The 18,990-nt window shown below is 61.5% G+C and carries 20 protein-coding genes; 14 read left to right on the plus strand and 6 right to left on the minus strand.

Annotation, left to right across the window (positions count from 1 at the left end; genetic code table 11):
* Positions 1 to 15 precede the first annotated feature (15 nt).
* Both ACMGFL_RS06335 and ACMGFL_RS06340 read right to left on the minus strand, forming a co-directional pair.
* The gene (locus tag ACMGFL_RS06335) at positions 16 to 381 is read right to left on the minus strand and encodes a Rieske (2Fe-2S) protein (RefSeq protein ID WP_436934692.1); all 366 of its coding nucleotides are present in this window, start codon (positions 379 to 381) and stop codon (positions 16 to 18) included.
* The gene (locus ACMGFL_RS06340; RefSeq protein WP_436934693.1) at positions 378 to 1,484 is read right to left on the minus strand and encodes an amidohydrolase family protein; all 1,107 of its coding nucleotides are present in this window, start codon (positions 1,482 to 1,484) and stop codon (positions 378 to 380) included. Before ACMGFL_RS06340 ends, ACMGFL_RS06335 begins: the two co-directional genes overlap by 4 nt.
* 119 nt (positions 1,485 to 1,603) lie before the next feature.
* Between ACMGFL_RS06340 and ACMGFL_RS06345 the strand changes: the two genes are divergently transcribed.
* Both ACMGFL_RS06345 and ACMGFL_RS06350 read left to right on the plus strand, forming a co-directional pair.
* On the plus strand, positions 1,604 to 1,738 hold the full coding sequence (locus ACMGFL_RS06345) for a hypothetical protein (protein ID WP_436934694.1): 135 nt from the start codon (positions 1,604 to 1,606) through the stop codon (positions 1,736 to 1,738).
* Between the two features lie 3 nt (positions 1,739 to 1,741).
* Positions 1,742 to 2,719, plus strand: coding sequence for a YeiH family protein (locus tag ACMGFL_RS06350; protein WP_436934695.1), 978 nt, complete (start codon positions 1,742 to 1,744; stop codon positions 2,717 to 2,719).
* Position 2,720: 1 nt separating this feature from the next.
* Here ACMGFL_RS06350 and ACMGFL_RS06355 read toward each other — a convergent pair whose 3' ends face one another.
* Entirely contained in the window at positions 2,721 to 3,803 is a 1,083-nt protein-coding gene (locus ACMGFL_RS06355) for an amidohydrolase family protein (RefSeq protein ID WP_436934696.1), read from the minus strand.
* A 150-nt stretch (positions 3,804 to 3,953) separates the two neighbouring features.
* On the opposite strand from ACMGFL_RS06355, the gene ACMGFL_RS06360 reads away from it, so the two are divergent.
* The 5 genes from ACMGFL_RS06360 (at position 3,954) to ACMGFL_RS06380 (ending at position 7,920) form a co-directional block, all read left to right on the plus strand.
* Positions 3,954 to 4,640 carry a protein sorting system archaetidylserine synthase gene (locus ACMGFL_RS06360; protein WP_436934697.1) on the plus strand — a complete coding sequence of 229 codons (687 nt, stop codon included), beginning with the start codon at positions 3,954 to 3,956 and terminating at the stop codon, positions 4,638 to 4,640.
* A gap of 82 nt (positions 4,641 to 4,722) precedes the next feature.
* Complete coding sequence (locus ACMGFL_RS06365) at positions 4,723 to 5,502, plus strand: fumarylacetoacetate hydrolase family protein (RefSeq protein WP_436934698.1); 780 nt, start codon at positions 4,723 to 4,725, stop codon at positions 5,500 to 5,502.
* A 114-nt stretch (positions 5,503 to 5,616) separates the two neighbouring features.
* Positions 5,617 to 6,681, plus strand: a complete 1,065-nt coding sequence (locus ACMGFL_RS06370; RefSeq protein ID WP_436934699.1) for an amidohydrolase family protein — start codon at positions 5,617 to 5,619, stop codon at positions 6,679 to 6,681.
* Positions 6,678 to 7,052, plus strand: a complete 375-nt coding sequence (locus ACMGFL_RS06375) for a Rieske (2Fe-2S) protein (RefSeq protein ID WP_436934700.1) — start codon at positions 6,678 to 6,680, stop codon at positions 7,050 to 7,052. Before ACMGFL_RS06370 ends, ACMGFL_RS06375 begins: the two co-directional genes overlap by 4 nt.
* 67 nt (positions 7,053 to 7,119) lie before the next feature.
* Entirely contained in the window at positions 7,120 to 7,920 is an 801-nt protein-coding gene (locus ACMGFL_RS06380; RefSeq protein ID WP_436934701.1) for a creatininase family protein, read from the plus strand.
* Between the two features lie 24 nt (positions 7,921 to 7,944).
* Here ACMGFL_RS06380 and ACMGFL_RS06385 read toward each other — a convergent pair whose 3' ends face one another.
* A complete protein-coding gene (locus ACMGFL_RS06385; protein ID WP_436934702.1) occupies positions 7,945 to 8,298 on the minus strand; it encodes a hypothetical protein in 354 nt (117 codons plus the stop codon).
* Positions 8,299 to 8,434: 136 nt separating this feature from the next.
* Here ACMGFL_RS06385 and ACMGFL_RS06390 point away from each other — a divergent pair, with 136 nt between their 5' ends.
* On the plus strand, positions 8,435 to 10,579 hold the full coding sequence (locus ACMGFL_RS06390; protein ID WP_436934703.1) for a DUF3604 domain-containing protein: 2,145 nt from the start codon (positions 8,435 to 8,437) through the stop codon (positions 10,577 to 10,579).
* 27 nt (positions 10,580 to 10,606) lie between these two features.
* On the opposite strand, the gene ACMGFL_RS06395 is transcribed toward ACMGFL_RS06390, so the two are convergent.
* Entirely contained in the window at positions 10,607 to 11,680 is a 1,074-nt protein-coding gene (locus ACMGFL_RS06395) for a metallophosphoesterase (RefSeq protein WP_436934704.1), read from the minus strand.
* Between the two features lie 134 nt (positions 11,681 to 11,814).
* Here ACMGFL_RS06395 and ACMGFL_RS06400 point away from each other — a divergent pair, with 134 nt between their 5' ends.
* Complete coding sequence (locus tag ACMGFL_RS06400) at positions 11,815 to 12,855, plus strand: Gfo/Idh/MocA family protein (protein WP_436934705.1); 1,041 nt, start codon at positions 11,815 to 11,817, stop codon at positions 12,853 to 12,855.
* Positions 12,856 to 12,857: 2 nt separating this feature from the next.
* Positions 12,858 to 13,712, plus strand: coding sequence for an amidohydrolase family protein (locus ACMGFL_RS06405; protein WP_436936424.1), 855 nt, complete (start codon positions 12,858 to 12,860; stop codon positions 13,710 to 13,712).
* Positions 13,713 to 13,727: 15 nt separating this feature from the next.
* On the opposite strand, the gene ACMGFL_RS06410 is transcribed toward ACMGFL_RS06405, so the two are convergent.
* A complete protein-coding gene (locus ACMGFL_RS06410) occupies positions 13,728 to 14,642 on the minus strand; it encodes a dihydrodipicolinate synthase family protein (protein ID WP_436934706.1) in 915 nt (304 codons plus the stop codon).
* A gap of 324 nt (positions 14,643 to 14,966) precedes the next feature.
* Between ACMGFL_RS06410 and ACMGFL_RS06415 the strand changes: the two genes are divergently transcribed.
* The 4 genes from ACMGFL_RS06415 to ACMGFL_RS06430 are packed head-to-tail and all read left to right on the plus strand — an operon-like array spanning position 14,967 to position 18,988.
* Positions 14,967 to 15,866 carry an ABC transporter permease gene (locus ACMGFL_RS06415; RefSeq protein WP_436934707.1) on the plus strand — a complete coding sequence of 300 codons (900 nt, stop codon included), beginning with the start codon at positions 14,967 to 14,969 and terminating at the stop codon, positions 15,864 to 15,866.
* Positions 15,853 to 16,833, plus strand: a complete 981-nt coding sequence (locus tag ACMGFL_RS06420; protein ID WP_436934708.1) for an ABC transporter permease — start codon at positions 15,853 to 15,855, stop codon at positions 16,831 to 16,833. The genes ACMGFL_RS06415 and ACMGFL_RS06420 overlap by 14 nt, the downstream gene beginning before the upstream one ends.
* Complete coding sequence (locus ACMGFL_RS06425) at positions 16,833 to 17,900, plus strand: ABC transporter ATP-binding protein (RefSeq protein ID WP_436934709.1); 1,068 nt, start codon at positions 16,833 to 16,835, stop codon at positions 17,898 to 17,900. The genes ACMGFL_RS06420 and ACMGFL_RS06425 overlap by 1 nt, the downstream gene beginning before the upstream one ends.
* Entirely contained in the window at positions 17,900 to 18,988 is a 1,089-nt protein-coding gene (locus tag ACMGFL_RS06430) for an ABC transporter ATP-binding protein (protein ID WP_436934710.1), read from the plus strand. The genes ACMGFL_RS06425 and ACMGFL_RS06430 overlap by 1 nt, the downstream gene beginning before the upstream one ends.
* Positions 18,989 to 18,990 lie beyond the last annotated feature (2 nt).

Genomic DNA, 18,990 nt, shown 5'->3' on the forward strand with positions numbered 1-18,990 from the left:
GCGGCGTTTGCGATTCTACAGCGAGACGACCAGGTCGTCGCCCTCGACCTCGACAGAGTGTTCGATCAACTTGATCCCCTGCCGGGAGAGACAGTCGCCCGTCGTCACGTCGAACTCCCAGGCGTGCCACGGACAGGTCAGGACTTCACCCTCCCTCGTCCACGAGAAGTCAGTCTCCAGCGTCTCCTTGTCGAAGGTGGCGTCTGTCGTCCCCGTTATCTTGCCCTCGCAGGCCGGGCCGCCCTGATGGGCACACCAATTCGTATATGCGAAGTACTCACCGTCGATGTTGAACACGGCTATCTCGCGGCCTTCGAGTTGGACAACTATTCTGTCTCCGTCCGCTAACTCGTCGACGCTCGAAACGACGTGTTCGCTCATATATCCAGTCCGAACGCCTCCTTCGGCGTCTCCAGCAGTACCTTCTCGCGTTCCTCTTCGGTGAAGATAGAGCGCAGATGCTTGTCGAGTTCGGTCGGGTGGTCGAAGTCCCAGTGTGGGTAATCGGATGCGAACATAATCGAGTCGACGCCGATGACGTCGATCACTTCCTGCAACTGGCCAGCACGCTCGGGTTCACCGAGCGGCTGGCTGCTGAAGTAAAACGACTCGCGGACGTACTCTTCCGGCGTCCGTTCGAGCAGCGGCACCTCGCCTTGCTTTCGCTCATACTCCTCGTTGAGTTGCCACATCACGTTCGGCACCCAGGTGAGGCCCGATTCGAGGAACGTGAAGTTCAGGCCGGGGAACTTCTCGGGAACGCCGTTTGCGATCAGACTCGTCGCAGTCAGCGACTGCGCCCAGAGATGTGCCAGCGTGTGACTGGTCATGAAGCGCTGAATGCCCTGGTGTTGCTTGGGGAAGTCGTAGCGGAACTTATCGCCCGCCGCGCCGTGGTAGGCGACGTGCAGGTCGTTGTCCTCTGCGGCCTCGTAGATCGGGTCGTACTTTGGATGCCCGAGCGGAAGCCGCGGTCCCGTGCTCCCCAGGTAGATGCCGACGATCTGGTCTTCGTCGCCGATCCGGTCGATCTCCTCTGCTGCTTTGTGGGGTTTCTGTTGTGTGATTCCGGCCAGTGCCAGAAAGTCCGTGTCGTCAAGGAAGTGATCGAGCAGGTAGTCGTTGAACGCCTCCATGAGACCGACGGCGAGGTCCTCGTCGGGCAGTTTCTGCACGCCGGGATTCGTGTTCAAGATCGGGTAGTCGACGTGCAGTCCCTCGACGACGTTTTTCTCGACACGCTCGGGACTGGTCAGCAGTCGGTCGTCGTAGCCGATGCGCTCCCCGGGCGCGTTCGTTCGGTCCGCCCCGTAGCTCTGGGGAAACGCCGACGACGCCCGCAGTCGGTCGTGATACTTGTCGTCGACGTACCGGGACATCACCTCCGGCGAAATCGCGCCGCTCTGTACCGTCAAATGGACGTCAGCGTCGACCACTGTCGATTCCTCCAGCACCCGTAATCCGGGCGTGAGTTCCTGTGACATACTGGAGATCACCCTTTGGGTGGATATAAACCCTTGGCAGCCAACCAGAGATACACGCTTCAGTCGAACGCCCGAGCGAGGCCAATACTTAAGTACACACCCGGGGAATCCTGAGGCGAATGGCGAGTGAACAGTGGTTGATCGCTCCCGTCCGCTCGTGGTGGCGCGATCTGGAACGCGACTGGCAGAGCGTCGTGGTTGGTGCCGTCATCGTCACATTGTCTGCGATTCCCGAGATGGGAATCCCGCTGTAGTTCATGACCCTCAGACGACTGCTTCCCGGGCTCTCTGTGCTCTGTCTCGGTGCGGCCCTCGCACGCGCCGTCGGAGTAGCGACGGGACTCAACCACCTGCTCGCAGCCATCGCGCTAGGGTTCGTGCTGGCCAACGGCATCGGCGTTTCCGACCGGTTTGGCCCGGGGCTGGCGACGCACAAACTCTGGCTCGGTGCCGGTATCGTCCTCATGGGCGCATCGGTGACGCTCGATACGATCCTCGACGTCGGCAGCGTCGTGCTGGTCGTGGTCGTACTCGTCACGGCGACGACGCTCGCGACTGTCGAACTTCTCTCTCGGAACGTCTTCGGACTCGACGACCGACTCGGGTCGCTGCTCGCGGCTGGCGCGAGCATCTGCGGGGTATCTGCGGTGATCGCAGTCGCTGGGGCGATCCGAGCACGCGACGACCAGATCGTCTACGCCGCAGCGACGGTGTTGCTGTTCGACGCTGTCACCATCGTCGTCTACCCGCTCGTCGGTGAGGTGCTCGACCTCTCGGACATCGCCTTCGGTGTCTGGGCCGGGGTCAGCATGTTCTCGACCGGGCCAGTCGTCGCTGTCGGCTTCGATTACTCCGAGACAGCGGGCCAGTGGGCGACGATAACGAAACTCTCGCGAAACGTCCTCATCGGCGTCGTCGTAATTGTCTATGCCAGTTACTACGCTGGCGGGGACGAGCGCGCGTCGCTGGGGACGCTCTGGAACGAATTTCCGAAGTTCGTACTGGGCTTTCTCGCGCTGATGTGTCTGGCAAGTACCGGCGTCCTGACAGCGACCCAACACCAGCTCCTCGAACGCGCCTACGACTGGCTCTTTCTGTTGGCGTTTGTCGGTCTGGGTGCCGAGATTCGGCTCGCGGATCTTCGCAATACCGGCCCGACTCCGCTCTTGCTAATTTTGACGACGCTCGTCCTCGCCAGTCTCGGCTCGCTCGCGCTGATCCTCGTTCTGTTGTAAATTACGCGTCGATCCCGAACACGCCGGCGGCAGTGTCGTACAGGAGTCCTTCGAGCTCGTCGACCGTGAACTGCGCTGCGAGGCTGTCGACGATGTCCTCTCGGTCGCCGTACTCGTCGAACGGCGCGTTCGAGGCGAACAACATCGACTCGGCGCCGACAGAGTCGATCATCGTCCGGAGCTGGTCGGAGTCATTCGGGTCGCCCATCGAGTCGCTGGCGAAATAAAACGACTTGCGCACGTACTTCTCCGGGCTCTGGGTCAGAAGCGGCGCTTCGGGCTTCTGGATCGAGTACTCCTTGTTGAGTCGCCACATCATGTAGGGCACCCACGACGGCCCGGTTTCGAGGAAGACGAAATCGAGATCTGAGAACTTCTCGGGGACGCCCTGGACGATCAGGCTGGCGAACGTCATCGTCTGTGACCACAGGCCCGAAAGTGTCTCGACGCCCAGCGAGTTCGTCATCCCCTGATTTTGCTTGGTGAAGTCGTGACGGAAGTGTGGTCCTGCCGAGGGATGAAACACGACCGGGAGGTCGTTGGCTTCGGCGGCGCGGTAGATGATGTCGTATCGAGGGTCACCGAGCGGTCGCTCCGGGCCGGTGTTCCCGATGAACGCGCCGACTATCTGCGGCTCGTCGGCCAATCGCTCGATTTCCGCCGCCGCCGCGTCGGGCTTCTGTGGTGTGATCTCCGCCAGCCCGTACACGTCCTCGTCGGTCAGAAAGTGGTCGAGAAAGTAGTCGTTGTACGCCCGCATCAGATGCACAGCAAGGTCGTCGGTCGGGAGCTTCTGGATCCCCGTGTTGAGGTTGAGAACTGGATGGTCGACACCCCGCTGTTCCTGGACGAGTGAGCGGACACGCTCGGGATCAGTGAGCCGGTTCGCGTCGTTCAACCGGTCGGTTTTCTGCACCCAGTCACTTCCCGGGTCTCGCGGAAACGCCGAGTCGTTCAGTAGCCGATCCCGGTAGGGCTGTTCGCAGTACTCTGCAACCTGCTCTTCGTCGGGGTCGACGTGAACGTCGACGTCAACAATTGGCTTCGACGACGGATAGAGGTCCCCGATCGTTTCCTGCGGCATATCCGACTGCTTTCGCGTCTGCGGGCAAAAGCGTTTCGTCAGTATCTGTTGACATGTTGTGCCGCTGTACACACGCCGACTCGGGCAACGACGCACGCCCTTGGTCGGAAATCCACGCCATTTTTGTACGGCGTCATCGATGAAGCGAGTATGTCACTTCGACTCACCGAACGGCTGGGGGTTGCGGACGTGGTGACGCTTTTGAATGCGGCGCTGGGTGTCGTCGCCATGGCCGCTGCGCTGGTGGGTGAACCGGAGTGGGTCGCTCGACTGATCTTGCTCGCGGCCGTTGCCGACGCGCTCGACGGGATCATCGCCCGCAAGCACGACAGCACCGAGGTCGGCCCGTACCTCGATTCGATGGCCGATATCGTCTCCTTCGGGACTGCACCCGGTCTCTTTCTGTTCGCCGTCGTGCAGGACGTCTGGGGGCCGGTGACCGGGGAGCCACTCGAATTTGCCGCTGGAGCAGCGGCCGCCGCCATCTTCGTCATCTTCTCGCTCGTTCGCACGGCGCTATACACTGTCTACGTCGGCCCCGACGAGACGCGTCCGGGGATCCAGAACACGCTCGCGTCGACGCTACTGGTGACCACCTACCTCGCGGGCGTGAGTTCGGTGCCCGTGTTGCTCGGCGTGTCGGTGGTCGTCTCGGTGCTGATGGTCGCTTCGGTGCCGTACCCAAAAATCTCCGCGCGGGACGCGTCTGTGATGGGCGTCGTTCAGATCGGTGCAATCCTTGCTCCGACGGCCTTTTATCGCGCCTTCCCGCGAGCGTTGCTCGTCGCTGCCCTCGCGTATCTCCTGCTTGCACCCCGGTTTTACTGGGGCAAGTAGCCTGACTGGTCCCGTCACGGAGCACTCGACACAGCGGCGGGAGAACACTTTTGTATTCGCCTTGAGGAGTACAGACTGAATCATGAAGCAAGTACGATTCACGGACCCGGCTGGATCGACCAGAACCGGACGCTGGACTGACGACGGTATCGAATTTGGCGATAGAACGTACGACCCGGACGAGGTCGATATTCTCCCGCCGGTCGAACCCACGAAGTTCGTCTGTCTGGGCGCAAATTACATCGAGCACATCAAGGAGGGCGGCGGTGAGCCTCCGAAGCGACCTCTGCTGTTTCTCAAGGGGCCGAACGCGGTTGCCGGACACGGCGACACCGTCACCATCCCGGACGTGGACGTCGACGAGGAACTGCTCCCCGACGACTGGGGGATCGATCTTGGCGAGGGTCGGATCGACTACGAGGCTGAACTGGGCGTCGTCATCGGTCAGCAGTGCAAAGACGTCGACGCAGAGGACGCCGAGGACGTGATCGCGGGCTATACGTGTGCGAACGATATCTCGAACCGGGACGACCAGGCGGCCGAGACAAACTGGATTCGCGGGAAGGCCTTCGACAACGCCTCACCGATCGGGCCGGTGCTTGCCACGCCCGAGCACGTTGACCCCGACCCGCGGATCCGCCTGTACCAGAACGGCGAACTCAAGCAGGACTCCGAAGAGGACGAGATGGTCTTCTCGGTCGCAGAAGCAATCGAGGCGATCACGGAGTTCGTTACGCTCGAAGAAGGCGATGTCGTGATGATGGGAACTACCCACGGGGTCGGTCCACTCGAAGACGGCGACACTATCGAAATTGAAATCGAGGGGATCGGAACGCTCGAACACGACGTGCGCACAGAGTAGCCCTGCGGCGGTATCTGGACCGCTCGTGGACGGTATCGACGAGAACGCACAGCTATTCCTTGTCGATCTGTGACACCGTAATGCTTTTTAATGCAATTTGCGTATCCGGACGGTATGTGTGCTGATAGCTACACTGTCGTCGATGCCGACGCTCACTATATGGATCACATGGACGACATGTACGAGTATCTCGACGACGACGATCCGTGGAAGGATCGATTCAAGGGGGAGATGGAGCGGCGGGCAGACGCCATCGGGTCAGTCTGGCCGAAGGATTCCGGCCCGGGAACCCACAGCGAGTTCGAGCGTAGCGACTTCCATTCACGGCAGGACGTCCTCGACGCGATGGACGACCTGGGGGTCGACAAGATCCTCCTGATCGGTCAGCAGATGCTCAACATCCCGTCCGGTGGGGGGATGGACAAGCGAGCGATCAAGTACACCGAGGCCTACGTCGAGTACCTGCTCGACACCATCGCCGACCCCGACAACGGGATCTACATCACGATTCCGGTCGTTCATACGGACGTGGACAAGACGGCCGAACACATCGACCGCTGGGGTGACGAGGAGGCCGTCGCTGGGGTCTGTGTCGTTCCGAAGTTCGTCGAACCGCCCTTCGGCGACCGGAAGTACGACCCGCTCTACGCAGCCTGCGAGCGCAACGACCTCCCTGTCATCTTCCACAGCGCAGGCTCTGCGGTCGACCAGTACCACCTCGAAGGGTTCCAGACCAACCTCGCGACCAACCACCTGGGGTTTCTCGTGACCGGGATGAACACGCTCACGAGCGTCATCATCCGGGGCGTCCCCGAGCGGTTTCCGGACCTGGATATCGTCTTCGAGGAGACGGGACTGTTCTACATCCCGCTGATGATGTACCGACTCGACATGTACTATCTCATGATGCCTGACGACGCACCCTTGCTCGAAAAGCTTCCGAGCGAGTACATGAAAGACTGCTATTTCGGCACGCAACCGATAGAACACGTTCCGGACCCGAAGTACCTGCAGTACGTCTTCGAGATGATCGGCGGCGTCGACAACCTCCTGTACGCGACTGACTGGCCGCATCTCGACTACGACGAGCAGAACGCGATCACCGACCTGTCCTTTCTCTCGGAGGAGGAGAAGGCACAGATACTGGGGAAAAACGCCGAGGAGGTGTTTGGGATTTGAGCGACCGGATCGCCGTCGGCGAGGTTGCGGCGTTCGAGGACGACCCACGACGGATCGTCGAGGTTCGCGGCGTCGAACTCGGCGTGTTCTACGTCGACGGGGAGTTTCACGCGGTGCTGAACACCTGTCCACACCAGAACGGCCCGGTTGCCGAGGGGAAACTCGGCCGGACAGTCGTCGCAGACCCACCCGAAGAGGGTGAACGCGTCGAGGAGCGATACGACCCGGACAGGACGGTGCTTCGCTGTCCGTGTCACTCCTGGACGTTCGACGTCGCGACCGGCAAGAACGTCGCGGCCTCCGGCCCCGAGTACGATCTGGTCACCTACGAGACGGCTGTCGAGGACGGAACGGTGTACATCGTTCTGTGAGGTGGCTGTTCAACGTGGCTGATTTCGGGGGCCAACAGTTATCCCGGTCTGCGCTGATTGCGAGACTGTGTACCGAGATACAGACCTGCGCGACGTCGACTGGGGCGCGATGCCCTACCGGGAGATACAGGCGACGGGAAGTCAGGACGGGTCCGTTGCTGTCGTCCCGGTCGGCAGCGTCGAACAGCACGGAACTCACATGCCCGTCGCGACAGATAGCATCCTGGTCGAGGCCGTCACGTGTGAAGGCGCACAGCGCGTGAGCGATGATCTCCCTGTCGTTGTGACGCCCACCGAGTGGGTCGGATCCTCCCCGCATCACATGTCTTTCGGGGGCACCATCACCGGGTCGTTCGAGACGCTGCTCGACCTGCTCGAAGAAATCGGGGAGTGTGTGATCGACAACGGGTTCGACGCCATCATCTTCGTGAACGGACACGGCGGAAACCGCTCGCTCGTCGACAGCACCCCGCGAATTCTGGGCCCCGAGTATCCCCAGACGGATGTCCGGGCGTGTACGTACTTCGACCTTCCCGACAGCGAGTACATCAACGAGATTCGAGAGAGCGACCACGGCGGGATGGCACACGCTGGCGAGTTCGAAACCGCGATGATGCTTTACCTGTACCCGGAACTCGTCGACGAGTCGTCGATGGCGGGAACCATGCGTGACGTGGACATGTTCGGCGACGGGAGCAACACGACGGGGTACGCGGACTTCGCTGACCTGAGCGAGACTGGGGCCGCCGGTGATCCGGCGTCTGCAACCGCTTCAGCGGGTGAGAAATTCTTCGCCGAGGCCAGCGAGCGACTTGCGGAACTCCTCTTGGAGACTCACGAGAGAAACAGCGAGAACGACGTGCTGTGACGGTCAGCTCGGATTTCACCGGCGTCAGTCTTCGCGCGCCGGGTTCTCTCGCTCAGCGTCACTGTCGCTCGCCTCTGTGGAAGTGTCCTCCCGCCTGAAGGGGCTGTCCGGGTTCTCGCGAGACGGGTCGCTTCCTTCGCTTCGGAACGGATCGGACGCCTCCTCGCGCTTGCAGTAGTAGATGAGTCCGAGCAAGAGTCCGGTCGTCGGTACGATGAAGACGAGGCTGAAGTAGATGGCGGGGCTCGGCTGGCCGCGGTTCAAAAACAGGCTGATCAGCAAAAGCGAGATAAACACGAATTCGAGAATGAGCATGGTGTTCCACATCGGCATCAGCGGGCAGAGTCCATCTTTGAGAAGCCGGTCGAGTTTACCCATACAGGACCAATTGGTGCCCTGGTTCATAATTACTCTGCTCTCAGAGGTCGCTCCGTTTCGTTGCATCGCAGATTCCTATCCAAAACGCCCGCGCGGCGGTACTGTTATAGTCTCGCCGACGCCACGGTAGCCCACGATGGACGACGCCGAGATTCGCAGACGGTACGGCACAGTCTCGCTCGACCCGGACGACGACGTGGTCGCGGGGACGTACGGATCGTGGACGATCACCTACACCGTCGGAGCCATCGGCATGGACGACGGCGCTCGGCTGAAGCTAGCCGCGAACTCGACGAGCGACTGGGGGCCACCACAGTTCGAGGACCCAGCGGCGGACAACTACTGCACGGTCGAGACAGATGGTGACGCGTCAGTCGAGGGGCGGTACGACACCCAAGGGCACGTCCGCCCGTTCCGGAACGTCATCGAGGTGAGCGTCTCCGACGGCGCACTGGCGGAAGGCGACCAGATTACGATCACGCTCGGGGTGCGAGGGGAGGGGTCGCTGGGACTCGTGATGCAGTCGTTTCCCGAACGGGACTTCCGGCTCATCGGTCTGGTCGACGCCTTCGAGACGGGCGAGTTCGTCGAACTCACAGACGAGTTGACTATCGACGTCGTGGGTGGTCCGGCACGACGACTCCACGCGGTCGCCCCCTCGCACGCGACACCCGGCGAGGATATCGAGGTTGCTGTCCGCGCCGTCGACTACTGGGGGAACGTCGCGGACGGCTACGAGGGGTCGCTGTCCATCGAGACCGGCGACGGTGACCGACTCGCGACAGTCGAGGCCGACGACGGAATCGCACGCGCCGACGTATCGCTCGATGATCCGGCCGTCCACCGCCTGACTGTCGTCGACGCTGACCGCGACCTGCGGACGACCACGAACCCGGTCGTCTGCACCGACGATGCTGACGGGACGGTGTACTGGGGCGACATCCACGGACAGTCGGGCGAAACCGTGGGCACTGGCACCGCACGCGAGTACCTCGACTTCGCTCGGGACAGCGCGTTTCTCGACTTCGCTTCTCACGCTGGCAACGACTTCCAGATCACGCCCGAGTTCTGGGCACAACTGCGCGAACTCATCGCCGAGTACAACGACCCCGGCGACTTCGTGACCTTCCTCTGTTACGAGTGGTCGGCCAACACGCCGAACGGGGGCGACCACAACGTCTACTTCCGGGGCGACGAGGCGGAGATCCATCGGAGTTCGCTCTGGCAGGTCGAAGACGGCACTGACAGAGCGCGGGGAACCTACCCGGCGGAGGCGCTCTACGAGGTGTACGAGGGACGGGACGACGTGTTGATCATTCCCCATCGCGGCGGCCGACCAGCGACGCTCGACGCCTACGACCCGGATCTCACGCCCTTCGTCGAGATACTCTCGGTGTGGGGGATCTTCGAGTGGTACGGGCAGGAGGCGCTCGAACGGGGCTACGATGTCGGGTTCGTCGCAGGGAGCGACGACCACACGGGTCGCCCTGGCGCGAGCCATCCGACCAACGAGGCCGACTGGGCGTTCCCGATCAAGGGTGGGCTCATGGCCGCTCGCGGGGACGACCTCTCGCGCCCGTCGCTCTGGGATGCTTTCACAGACCGTCGGGTCTACGGGACGACGGGGGCACGCATCCTGTTGGATGTCCAGGTTGCAGGCGAGCGCATGGGCGGTGACGTGTCGGTGACGGGATCGCCCGAGATAGACGTGACCGTCCACGGGACCGCACCGATACGCGAAATCGATCTCGTCCGGGGAAGCGACCGGGTCGCGACCCGGTCGTTCGTCGAGGGCGCTGATCTGGTGGAGGTGGCCTGGACGGGCGCGCGCTCGACGGATCGACACAAAGTGCAGGACTGGAGCGGGAGTCTGGGTCTCGACCGGGGGCGGATCGCCGACGTCTCTGCGGTCGGCTTCGACCACCCCGACGCTGGCGTCGTCCGCCGTCGAGACACCAGTCTACGATGGGACGGGTCCACTGCAGGCAACACGCAATCGCTCCGTCTCGACCTCGATGCGCCCGAGGACGCGACGATGACAGTCGCGACCGATCCAGTCACGACGTCCGCCCGACTCGACGACCTCCCCCACAGCGTCGACGCGGGCGGTGTCGAACGGCGCCTGACGATTCGCCGGACTGGAACGAGTTCCCGGCTGGACGCCGACGTGACGTTCTGGGACGAGGACGCTCCCGAAGGGCGCCATCCCTACTACGTCCGCGTCACACAGGAAAACGGCGAGATGGCGTGGAGTTCACCGATCTTCGTGACCGTCGAGTGAGCGCGCGGGAGTCGTCTCTGATCTCTGTTACTCTTCGAGGCCGGAGAAGGAGTGTCGAAGCGGGATCCGCCGGTGTGCCTCCTCGTACCACCCGACAGGGGCCAGGTCGTCCGTGTGGAGGTAACATCGCATCTCTGCGAGCGATTTGCCGGGCTCGAAGGTGATCAAGCGGGTGAGCGGGGCGGACTTGGCCTGGACGTGATACTTGGTCATCGGCGCGACGTTGGCGAAGGTCACGTCCCACTTGCGCTCGACGTGTGACTTGCCGCCGTATCGGTCGCCAGGTCGCGCGTGGGTGTGTCCGCCGAGCCAGAGGTCGATTGCGCCGGGATTCTCAGTGAGATACGACTCGAACGCGTTCGCGTCCGGGTCGTCACCGATGAAGTAGAGATAACTCGCTCCCTCGGGCGCGCCGTCCGCCATGTGGCCGTGATAGTTGCCGACGATACCCTCCCACGGCCCTGACGCGACTGTCGTGTCCTTGAGCATGTGGTGGTGGCTGGTGACGATGATCTTGTCCTGATTTGCCTCGACCTGCTCGCGCCACCACTCGAAGGTGTCGCGGGTGACTTTCCCGGCGGGATACCCGCCGCCTTCCTCGCGGTAGGCCCGGCCTGCTGGCGGCCCGCCGTCGTTCCGGTCGCCCATCAGCAAGAACAGGACGTTCCCGGCCTCGAAGGCGTACCGCTCCCACGTCCCGTCGATGGGAAAGGGTCGCTGGTCGGGGTCGACGCCGGAGACGTCGCTGTGCTCGCCGGTCGGGTCGACCCACTTCCGGAACCACCACTGAACGTCTCTGTCCTCGCCGGAGACGACCGGGCCGCTGCCGTCGTGATTCCCGAGAACGTTGTAGATCTGTTCGCGTCGATTTTCTCTGAGTGCAGACCACTGCCTGCGGATCTCTCTGCCCTCCTCGTCGTCGGGCGGGGTCTGCGTCCCAGAGATGTCCCCGAGGTGAAGCATCACGTCCCACTCGAACTCGGGCGCGCCGTCGACGAAGCCTTCGCTCTGTCTGATCGCTTCCGCGAAACTCTCTCTGCCTTCCTGCAGATCCGTGCCGACGTGCGAACACGCACCGGCCCAGACGTTCAGCGTATCCATGTCCGGGATTGTCTGTCACCTGTATTAAATCTGGGGCGCAGGGCGACGGCAGGTCCCAGAGTGTAGTCGTCTCAGCCGATCAGGACGACGGGGAGGCCAACAGTTTTACCACCCCTCTCCGATAGGGCAAGTGTATGACCTACACGACCGGCCTGCTTGGGACAGGCTTCGTCTCTGCATCACACGCGGAAGGTTACGCACAGTCTGACGATATCGACCTCGTGGCGATTGCCGACATCGACGAGGAGCAACTCGCCGAGTTCGGCGACGAGTGGTCGATCCCCAAATCGAGCCGATACACCGACCACCACGAGATGATCGCGGCAGAAGACCTTGATGCGCTCTCGGTGACGACACCTTCATTCCTCCACCACGACCACGTTCTCGACGCGGCGCAGGCCGGAAACGCGCCAGACGTCATCTGGTGTGAGAAGCCAATCGCCCTCAACGTCGCGGACGCACAGGAGATGCTCGACGCCTGCGCGGAGGCCGACATCGAACTCGTCATCAATCACATGCGCCGGTTCTCGGATTCGTACACTGCCCTCCGGGAGCTGATCGCCGACGGATTCCTCGGCGACCTGGATTCGGTCACCACACAGTTCCCCCGAGAACTGCTACGAAACGGGACACACACGCTCGATCTGATTTACTATCTGCTCGGCGAGACGGGCGAGTCCGTCACCGGAACCCTGACCGGGGAACACGGCATGCCCGACCACGTCGAAGACGCGGCACCCGAAGCGTACGACGACTGCGGCGGGAGCGGCACGGTGAACCTGACCGATGGCACGTACGTCTCGCTGGACCACACCTCGCCGCGGGCGCACTCGGCAACGTCGTTCCATCTGGTCGGATCGGAGGGCCGCCTCCACATCGACGACGGCGGTGAGTGGACCTACTGGAAACAGGAGGAGACAGACACCCAGTACGGGAAAAGCGTGAAATCCCCACTTCCCGACCCGCTGACGGTCGAGGACCGGGACCTGTTCGCCACCGGCGCACAGCACATCGCCGACCTGCTCGATGGGAGCGTCGAAAATCGCTCGCCGGGCGCGGAGGCGACAGCGGTACTCGAAATGCTGATCGCGATGTTCGTCTCTGATCACACTGGCGCTCGGGTCTCGCTTCCTCTGTCTGGACCGCTCCGGACGACCGAGGTATTCTCCTGGTGACGATGCTGATCGACTGTCACACGCACGTCGGCCCGACGTGGATCAACACCGAACCGCTCACGCCGGAGACGCTGCTCGACTGGATGGACGACTCCGGCATCGACCGGGCGGTGCTGCTGCCGCTCGAATCGCCGAGCGCCGCCAGTTACTACAGCACCACGCGGTCGATTCTCGACATCGCCGAGGACTACGAGCGGTTCATTCCCTTCTGTTCGTTCGATCCCCGCGTGGATCTGGGAACCGGATCGTTCGTCGACTCCCGTACGGCGGGCTTTCGGCAACTCATCCAGCAGTACGTCGACCGCGGCGCGCGCGGGTTCGGCGAGATCAAGTGCAATCTGCCGATAGACGACGACCGGATGCAACTCATCTACGAACTCTGTGGCGAGTTCGACCTTCCCATGTTGTTTCATCTCGACGACCAGAGCATGATGGACGAGGTGGGCCTACCACGTCTCGAACGGATGCTCGAGTCCTATCCCGATGCGGATTTCATCATGCACTCGCATGGCTGGTGGTCGCACATCTCCGCCGACGTCGAGTCCGACGACCTGGCGAGAGGAGCGATGCCGGATGGCCCCGTCGTCGAGGGCGGTCGCTGTGACGAGTTGCTCTCGGACTACGACAACCTCTTTGCCGACATCTCGGCCGGGTCGGGGTGGAACGCCCTCATCCGTGACGAGGAGTACACTCGGGCGTTCCTGCAGCGCCACCACGAACAGGTGCTCTTTGGCACCGACAAGTCCTACGTCGGATTCGAGCCACAGCACGCCGCCCTGTTCGACCGATTCTCGCTCTCGGGAGACGTTCGCGAGAACATCGCACACCGAAACATCGAGCGGTTGCTTCGCCCCTGACCGTTCCGCTCGAACTCAGTACTCGACGAGCTCCGGCGTGTGCTTTTCTGCCCAGTCTCGTGCCCGCTTTGGGTCCTCCGGCGTCGCCGACCGGTACGGTTCGCGGACGCCGACACCACACTCAAGGTTCGGGTTCACTGCGGCGTCTATCTTGTTGTATCCGGCGTCAGTGTGGACATCGAAGCTGTCCAGTCGCATCCGCCCGTACTCCCAGACGTCCTGTTGGATCTCCATCGACCGGTTCCAGTCACCGGCCGCAGCAGCCTCGTACCACTCGGACATGATAGCGGGGTTCATCGTTCCGAGCCAGGAGTACGACCCGTTGGCTCCGGCACCCATCATCGATACAAAGTGGGGCTCGCCGACGAAGTGGTTGAGTTCTGGCACCTCCGCCAGGATCTCTCTGATAGTTCGTTCGTCTGTTGCGAGTTTCGTTCCGATGACGCTCGGGACGCGCTCGACCAACCGTTTGTACTCGTCGGCCCCGAACATGCGTTTCGCCCGCGGAATATTGTAATGTACCAGGGGAGCGGGGTCGGCGGCCGCAGCGAGCCGTTCCGAAAACTCGAGTGCTTCCTCGACCGTAAGCTTCTCCCAGAACGGGAACGCGAACCGCACGGCGTCGGCACCCTGCGTGCCAGCGTACGCCGCCCGTTCGAGCGCGCCCGTCTGGTTGGGCCACGTACAGTTGATCTGTATCGGCGTGTCACCGCTGGCCTCGACGATGATATCGACAGCCTCGCGGTACTCGTCAAGTTCGATGGTGAAAAACTCGCCCGTGCTGTCGAAGGCAAAGAGCCCGTCAATCTCGGAGTCGGCCAGATACGAGACGTCGTGTTCGAGCGTCTGTTCGTCTAGATTGCCCTGTTCGTCCCAGGGCATGGGGACAAACGCGTACGCACCTTCGAGGGAGTCCTTTGTCAGAACCATAGCGGTACGTCGACAGACGGCTCATTAAGTGTTGTGCTCATCCAGACCAGTAACTTTCGGACCTGAACGTACGGATGACAGGTCAGGGTCGCTGAGTGAGCCAGCGAAATGGACTCACCGGGGTTCAACACGACTCACGGAACCCAGACCCACACGGAAACTGTCAGGCGGTCAGGCGATAGATTTAACACACACTGTTGACTTTCTCCTTCTATGAGAAACTGGTTGTTGAAACGATTCGCTCAAGCGATCATCACGGTGTGGGCCGTGATAACAATCACATTTGCGCTCACCCGGTTCCTTCCCGGTGGGCCGGTCGATTTCATGAAGGCGAGATTGATACGGCAGGGCCAGACTGTGGACGAGGACCGACTCAATCAACTTGCCGAGATATACACCAACATCAACCCAGAGCAACCACTCTTACAGGCGTATGCAGATTACGTCTCGCGTCTATTGCAGGGAAATATGGGGCAGTCGATATACAATCAGGAACCAGTTTCCACGATCCTTGCAGATGCGGTTCCGTGGACCGTGTTTCTCATGTCGATGTCGGTGACACTTATGTTCACCATCGGTGTCATCTTCGGTGCGACGATGGCGTACGCCGAAGGGTCGAGATTCGATTCGGTGCTCTCGACGATCTCGACAGTGACCATGGCGGTTCCCTACTACATCTTCGCTGTCCTGTTCCTGTACTACTTCGGCTTCATCAAGGGATGGTTCCCGACGGGCGGCAAACACGCCTCCGGCGTGCCGCCCGGACTGAGACTGGAGTTCTTCCGAAGCGCACTCTGGCATGCTGTTCTCCCTGCAGCCGCCATCGTCATCCCCGGAATCGGCGGTCCGGCGCTACAGATGCGCGGAAACAGCATTCAGGTACTCGGGAAGGATTACCTCCGAGTCGCCAGACTTCGAGGGATTCCAGGGCGAACGATCGCGACACGGTATGTCGGACGGAACGCAATCCTGCCGATGTACACCAACTTCCTCATCTTCCTCGGCATCTACTTCGGTGGTGCCGTCATTCTGGAGGAGATTTTCACCTACACGGGCGTCGGCTTCTACATGTTCCAGGCGATCAACACGCGGGACTACCCACTCATGATGGGGTCGTTCATCGTGTTGACGACGGCCGTCGTCCTGGCGATACTGATAGCAGACCTGACGTACGGAAAACTGGACCCGCGGATAAGCGCAGGTGGTGAACGTGAGTCATACTGATACGACAGCAGACGAGTCAGAGGGATCGGTCTTCGAGACAGATGTGATAGCTGAGGTTTCTCGAAAAGAGCGGTTCAAGCGGTTCGTCAGGGAGTACATCATCGCATCCTTCCTGATCATGTGGGACAACTGGCGAACCCGCGTCGGCGGAGCCATCATCCTCTTTTTCGTGCTGATGGGGACTGTTGGCACACGAATTATCGAGGAGCCGAGTGCCGGTCCGGACCGCCTCGTCGGGGCTTTCGAGACGTGGGAGTACCCGCTGGGAACCGACAATATTGGTGTCGACCTGCTGGGCGCTATCGTCCACGCAACGCCCAATATGTTGATTATGATTACAGCTGGTGCAGTGTTTACGACTGTGCTGGCGACGATAGTCGGGACCGTCGCGGGATACAAGGGCGGCACGCTTGACAGAATCCTCTCGACGGTGATGGATATCGCGATGTCGATACCGGGACTCCCACTCGTGATCGTTCTCGCGTTCATCCTTGAGCCACGAAACCCGGCGTTTGTCGGAATCGTCGTCAGCGTGAACGCATGGGCAGGTCTCGCCCGGTCGATCCGGTCACAGGTGCTTACGCTGCGTGGCGAATCATACGTCGAGGCGTCCCGTGCGATGGGTATCTCGACGCCCGCTATCATCACGAAGGACCTGCTCCCGAACCTGATGCCGTACATCTTGGTGAACTTCACACTGAGTGCCCGGCGAGTCATCATCGCAGCGGTCGCGCTGTACTTCCTCGGAATCTTACCGGTCTCTGACTACAACTGGGGATTCATCCTCAACCAAGCGTACAACTCCAGCGGGCTCTACTCGATGCAGGCGTTCCACTGGTTCCTCGTCCCGATTGTCACCATCATCCTGTTCATCTACGGACTGGTCCTCTTCGGGCAGGCCGCTGACCGGCTGTTCAACCCCCAGGCGCGGGTGAAACACATCGAGACGGAGGCTGATTCAGAATAATGACTACGACAGAGTCTACAGGAGCGGTACGCGGAGGTACAGACGACGATATCATCTTCGAGCTTCGGGACGTGAGCGTCTCCTTCGATATGGAGCGCGGCGAGTCGAAGGTGCTCGACGACGTCGATCTGGATATTCGTCGAAACGAGATCCTCGGGGTCGTCGGCGAATCCGGCTCGGGCAAGTCCATGTTCGCTGAATCGCTGCTCGATGCTGTCGTCCGTCCCGGACAACTCACCGGGGAGATAACCTACTACCCCGAGCCCGGGCAGCCGGTCAATCTGCTCGACCTCTCCGACGAGGAGCTGCGACAGGCTCGCTGGGAGGAGATATCGCTCGTCTTCCAGGGCGCTCTGGACTCGTTCAACCCGACGATATCGATCCGGACCCACTTCAAGGAGACGTTGCGTGCGCACAACGCGGATGTGGATGCGGGGATGGAGCGCGCACGTGAGCTGATCTCGGACCTCTACATGGACCCCGAGCGAGTCCTCGACTCGTATCCTCACGAACTGAGCGGTGGTATGAAACAGCGGGCGCTGGTCGCGCTGAGTCTGGTCCTCGAACCGGAGGTGCTCGTGATGGACGAGCCAACCGCAGCGCTGGATCTGCTCATGCAGCGGTCGATTCTCAGTCTCCTGCAGGACTTACAGGACAAATACGACCTGACGATGGTGTTCATCACGCACGACCTCCCCCTCGTCTCGGAGCTGTGTGACCGACTGGCGGTGATGTACGCCTTCGAGTTCGCTGAGATCGGTCCGACCGAGGATATCCTCACCGACGCGGCCCACCCGTACACGCGGTTGCTGTTACAGACCACACCGAACCTCGACCTGGAACCCGACGAGATGCGTCCGATCAAGGGGTCGAGTCCAGACCCGATTTCCCTGCCGTCTGGCTGCCGCTTCCATCCGCGATGTCCGCTGGCGGACCAGCAGTGTCGAGAGGAAGACCCGGACCGAGACGAGTTCAAACCTGATCGTGAAGTCGCCTGTTTCCACTGGGAACAGGCCGGACAGGCAGTCGCATTAAGTCAGGAGGACTCTCAAGGAGGTGATGACTGATGAGCAGTGACACCTCCGACGCGGTCGTCTCACTCGAAGACACTGAAGTCACGTTCACGAAAGGTGGCGGAGGGGTGTTGAAGAGCCTGTTCTCCGAACCAGAGACGGTGAGCGCCGTCGACGGAGTCAGTCTCGACATTCCGGAAAACGATGTCGTTGCGCTGGTCGGTGAGTCTGGCTGTGGGAAGACGACCCTCGGCAAGACTGCCGTCGGCCTGCAGCGGCCGACCGGCGGGTCAGTCAACTATCGCGGGCAGAACATCTGGGACGCCAACGACGGGAAGGGAGATATCGACATCCCGTTCAAAGAGATCCGCCGGTCGCTCCAGATCGTCCATCAGGACCCGAGTAGTTCGCTCAACCCCAACCGGAAGGTCAAGGCGATCATGGCCGCCCCGTTGAAGAAGTGGCAGGCAAACATGGACCAGGACGACCGCCTCAACAGGATCCTTCAGCTCCTCGAACGGATGGGGATGACGCCGCCACAGGACTACGCTGAACGATACCCGCATCAGCTCTCTGGCGGGGAGCAACAACGGGTCGCGCTTGGTCGGGCACTGCTTATGAACCCCGACCTCATTCTCGCTGACGAGGCTGTTTCGGCGCTCGACGTCTCCCTGCGCGTCGAGATGATGGATCTGATGCTCGAACTACAGGACCTCTTCAACACGTCCTATCTGTTCGTGTCACACAACCTCTCGAACGCCAGATATCTCGCACAGCAGTCCGACGGTCGGATCGGCGTGATGTATCTCGGCCACCTCGTCGAGATCGGCCCCGCAGAGGAAGTAATCAAGAACCCGAAACACCCCTACACGAAGGTGCTCAAGTGGGCGACGCCGGATCTGGAAGCCACGCCCGGTAAGGCCGAGTCCCCACCCGTCCGCGATATCGACATTCCGGATCCTGTGAACCCGCCGTCCGGGTGTCGATTCCACACTCGCTGTCCGGAAGCGAGAGAGGTTTGCCGAGAGGAGTGTCCCCAACTCCGTGAGGGCGAGGAGCACAGCGCAGCGTGCTTCAGAGAGGACCCCGACCACGAGTACTGGGACAGTCCTGAACTCACCGAAGAAGCGTTCTCAGACTAGCC

The sequence above is a fragment of the Halovenus marina genome, assembly GCF_051414115.1.
Taxonomy (GTDB): domain Archaea; phylum Halobacteriota; class Halobacteria; order Halobacteriales; family Haloarculaceae; genus Halovenus; species Halovenus marina.

Coding starts and splice junctions, on each gene's coding strand:
- ACMGFL_RS06335 (WP_436934692.1), bottom strand. CDS start 381: ATGAGCGAACACGTCGTTTCGAGCGTCGACGAGTTAGCGGACGGAGAC.
- ACMGFL_RS06340 (WP_436934693.1), bottom strand. CDS start 1,484: ATGTCACAGGAACTCACGCCCGGATTACGGGTGCTGGAGGAATCGACA.
- ACMGFL_RS06345 (WP_436934694.1), top strand. CDS start 1,604: ATGGCGAGTGAACAGTGGTTGATCGCTCCCGTCCGCTCGTGGTGGCGC.
- ACMGFL_RS06350 (WP_436934695.1), top strand. CDS start 1,742: ATGACCCTCAGACGACTGCTTCCCGGGCTCTCTGTGCTCTGTCTCGGT.
- ACMGFL_RS06355 (WP_436934696.1), bottom strand. CDS start 3,803: ATGCCGCAGGAAACGATCGGGGACCTCTATCCGTCGTCGAAGCCAATT.
- ACMGFL_RS06360 (WP_436934697.1), top strand. CDS start 3,954: ATGTCACTTCGACTCACCGAACGGCTGGGGGTTGCGGACGTGGTGACG.
- ACMGFL_RS06365 (WP_436934698.1), top strand. CDS start 4,723: ATGAAGCAAGTACGATTCACGGACCCGGCTGGATCGACCAGAACCGGA.
- ACMGFL_RS06370 (WP_436934699.1), top strand. CDS start 5,617: ATGTGTGCTGATAGCTACACTGTCGTCGATGCCGACGCTCACTATATG.
- ACMGFL_RS06385 (WP_436934702.1), bottom strand. CDS start 8,298: ATGGGTAAACTCGACCGGCTTCTCAAAGATGGACTCTGCCCGCTGATG.
- ACMGFL_RS06390 (WP_436934703.1), top strand. CDS start 8,435: ATGGACGACGCCGAGATTCGCAGACGGTACGGCACAGTCTCGCTCGAC.
- ACMGFL_RS06395 (WP_436934704.1), bottom strand. CDS start 11,680: ATGGATACGCTGAACGTCTGGGCCGGTGCGTGTTCGCACGTCGGCACG.
- ACMGFL_RS06400 (WP_436934705.1), top strand. CDS start 11,815: ATGACCTACACGACCGGCCTGCTTGGGACAGGCTTCGTCTCTGCATCA.
- ACMGFL_RS06405 (WP_436936424.1), top strand. CDS start 12,858: ATGCTGATCGACTGTCACACGCACGTCGGCCCGACGTGGATCAACACC.
- ACMGFL_RS06410 (WP_436934706.1), bottom strand. CDS start 14,642: ATGGTTCTGACAAAGGACTCCCTCGAAGGTGCGTACGCGTTTGTCCCC.
- ACMGFL_RS06415 (WP_436934707.1), top strand. CDS start 14,967: ATGAAGGCGAGATTGATACGGCAGGGCCAGACTGTGGACGAGGACCGA.
- ACMGFL_RS06425 (WP_436934709.1), top strand. CDS start 16,833: ATGACTACGACAGAGTCTACAGGAGCGGTACGCGGAGGTACAGACGAC.
- ACMGFL_RS06430 (WP_436934710.1), top strand. CDS start 17,900: ATGAGCAGTGACACCTCCGACGCGGTCGTCTCACTCGAAGACACTGAA.